The 2,599-nt window shown below is 27.0% G+C and carries 3 protein-coding genes; 1 reads left to right on the top strand and 2 read right to left on the bottom strand.

The genetic code is table 11. From position 1 onward, the window contains the following. Positions 1-137 precede the first annotated feature (137 nt). Positions 138-842, bottom strand: coding sequence for an LrgB family protein (locus ABF633_RS20655; protein ID WP_415526612.1), 705 nt, complete (start codon positions 840-842; stop codon positions 138-140). Between the two features lie 261 nt (positions 843-1,103). On the opposite strand from ABF633_RS20655, the gene ABF633_RS20650 reads away from it, so the two are divergent. Continuing rightward, positions 1,104-1,547 carry an Lrp/AsnC family transcriptional regulator gene (locus tag ABF633_RS20650; RefSeq protein WP_415526610.1) on the top strand — a complete coding sequence of 148 codons (444 nt, stop codon included), beginning with the start codon at positions 1,104-1,106 and terminating at the stop codon, positions 1,545-1,547. A 66-nt stretch (positions 1,548-1,613) separates the two neighbouring features. On the opposite strand, the gene ABF633_RS20645 is transcribed toward ABF633_RS20650, so the two are convergent. Continuing rightward, positions 1,614-2,408 (bottom strand): amidohydrolase family protein, encoded by a 795-nt coding sequence (locus tag ABF633_RS20645; RefSeq protein WP_415526608.1) that lies wholly within the window; start codon positions 2,406-2,408, stop codon positions 1,614-1,616. Between the last annotated feature and the right edge of the window lie 191 nt (positions 2,409-2,599).

Below are 2,599 nucleotides of genomic sequence, written 5' to 3'. Positions count from 1 at the left end.
TAACCACCAATTAGTTTATATATAATATATAGCTAATTGGTGGTTTGATTTTTTGAGTTGAAAATTAATGGTTTAACATTGGAGATAAAGACATTATTATAAACATATAGTTTTAAGATATAATTATCTATTGGAATTTATTTTATGAAAACACTAAATACTTTTGTTACTATAGGTGCAAATATTACAATAAATATGCCTGCAAGACCGATAGATAAACCACTCATAGCACCTTCTACTTCACCCATTTCTATGGCTTTTGATGTCCCAACTGCATTTGCGGTTGTACCAAGAGCAACTCCCTTTGCTATAGGATCTTTAATCTTTAAAATCTTAAATACTAGTGGATATACCACAATGCCAATAGTTCCACTGACTATAATGGCAACAATTGTTATTGCAGAGATTCCTCCGATTTGATTTGAAACATCTACAGCTATTGGTACTGTAACAGATTTTGGTATCATGGATAGAGTTAATTGTTTTGGAACAAGGAATAGGTGACATAATATTATTATACTGCACATTCCACTTAAAGATCCTGCTACTATTCCTACTATTATTGGAACTAAATTTTTCTTTAGAAGTTGCAATTTTTTATATAACGGTACAGCTAATATAACTGTAGCCGGAGTCAAAAAGAAGCTAATTAAATCTCCACCCTTATTATATGTATCAACACTTATATTTAGCAATTTGATTATAATTATTACCAATACTATGGCAATAATTATAGGATTAAATAATGGAAACTTAGTGTTCTTGTATATAATACAGCCTATTTCAAAAGCTATTAATGAAATCATAACAGAAAAAATAGGAGAACTAATTATCGCACTCACTTAAAATCATCTCCCTTTAGTATAATATTTAATGTTGATAACACAATTTATTTACTCACGTATATGTAGACAAATATGAAGAAACATTGGTAACTACAGAATTATGATTTATATTATTTGTATTATCAATACTATTGGATAAATTAATGATATAATATTTATAAATTAATTTATATTAAATAATGAATGAATTATATTATATATAGCTATATTTTGAATAAATATGGCTTTAAATTACTTCATTTTGAAAGAGAGAGTTAAATGGATAAGTTAGATACTAGTTTGATTAAAATTTTACAAGAAAATTCACGAATAACCATAAGTGAGCTATCAAAGAAATTAGCACTTAGCAGGCCAAGTGTTGCTGAAAGAATTGTAAAGTTGCAGGAGCGGGGTATAATTGAAGAATTTACTACGAGAATATCTTTAAAGGCAATCGGTAGAAATACTATACTATTTATTGAATTAAGTTCTTTAAAAGTATCTCCGGAAGTATTTGAGGATATGATTAAAGAAGATCAAGATATTTTAGAGTGCCATAGAGTAACTGGACATATTAATTATTTTATTAAAGCTGCTGTAAATAATATGGAGAGTATGAGTTTACTTATAGATAGGTTATTGCCCTATGGTAATGTTAACACATCTGTAGTACTTAAATCTCCTGTACCATATCGTCATATTGTTCCTGATACAGAAGATTAGTAATTTTATTTTTTAGAAATTATATATAAATAAGCTGCAGTGATATTTCATAAGGACTATAACATATTATAATTTTAATAATTTTAGTATATTTCCACCTAGTACTTGTTCTGATACTTTTCTATTTGGACTAATCATTTCAATCATTTTTCTAAACAGTTGAGGATTGCCATAAGGAGCATCTGAGCTAAATAGTGTACGTTCAGGTAATTCTTTAATTGCTATTGTAGGGGCTAAAATTGTATACACAGCTGATAAATCTAAATAAATGTTATTATTTTCTTTAGCAAATTTTATTACATCAATCCAGTGTATACCTCCCATATGCCCTAGTATTAATGGAACTTTGGGATATTTCTTAGCTAGTTGTATAAGTTCTTTAATATCATCAAAATTTAAAGGATAAAAAGTATGAACCCATATTGGTAAATGTCCTAGCTCGTTTGAAGCTTGAAAAATTATTTCTAGATATTTTACTTGACCAGATGTTGGTGAAAATTCTCCTAAACCATAAAAATTGTTTTTAACTATATTATTATTTATCCAATCGGCTGTTTCACTATAGTTTAAAGATAATGGTACCAGTCCAAAGCCTATAAATTTTGATGGATTTCTATCTATAACTTCTTTTAATATTGCTGTAGTGCTCTTAATGTTTTTAATTCTTTCATTTAATGAAACACTACTTGCTAATATATTGTTTAATATAAATAATTCTTTTTCTAATGATTTTAAATCATTAGCTTTTTCAGGATGTGGTGTTGTAGAAAACAGTATAGTTTTATCTACTCCAGCTTCCTCCATTATTAATATTTGTTTTTCTGTTGGTAATATTACATGAGCATGACTATCAATTATCATTTAAAACATCCTTTCCTTATTTAGTGATCTTTTCTATTCTGTTTAAAAGCATAACACTAAGAATAATACATTTAAAGTACGCACAAATTTGAAATGTAGTGTAGTAAATGATACTATAAAGTTAACACTTAAAAATTTTAAGACCAGCTAGTAAAAGTCAATATAAATTAAAAAAATAATTTATGAGTAAA

Source organism: Clostridium sp. (genome assembly GCF_047718555.1).
Classification (GTDB): domain Bacteria; phylum Bacillota; class Clostridia; order Clostridiales; family Clostridiaceae; genus Clostridium_I.
The sequence above is the reverse complement of the archived record's forward strand: the minus strand, read 5'-3'. Positions and strand labels throughout refer to the sequence as shown.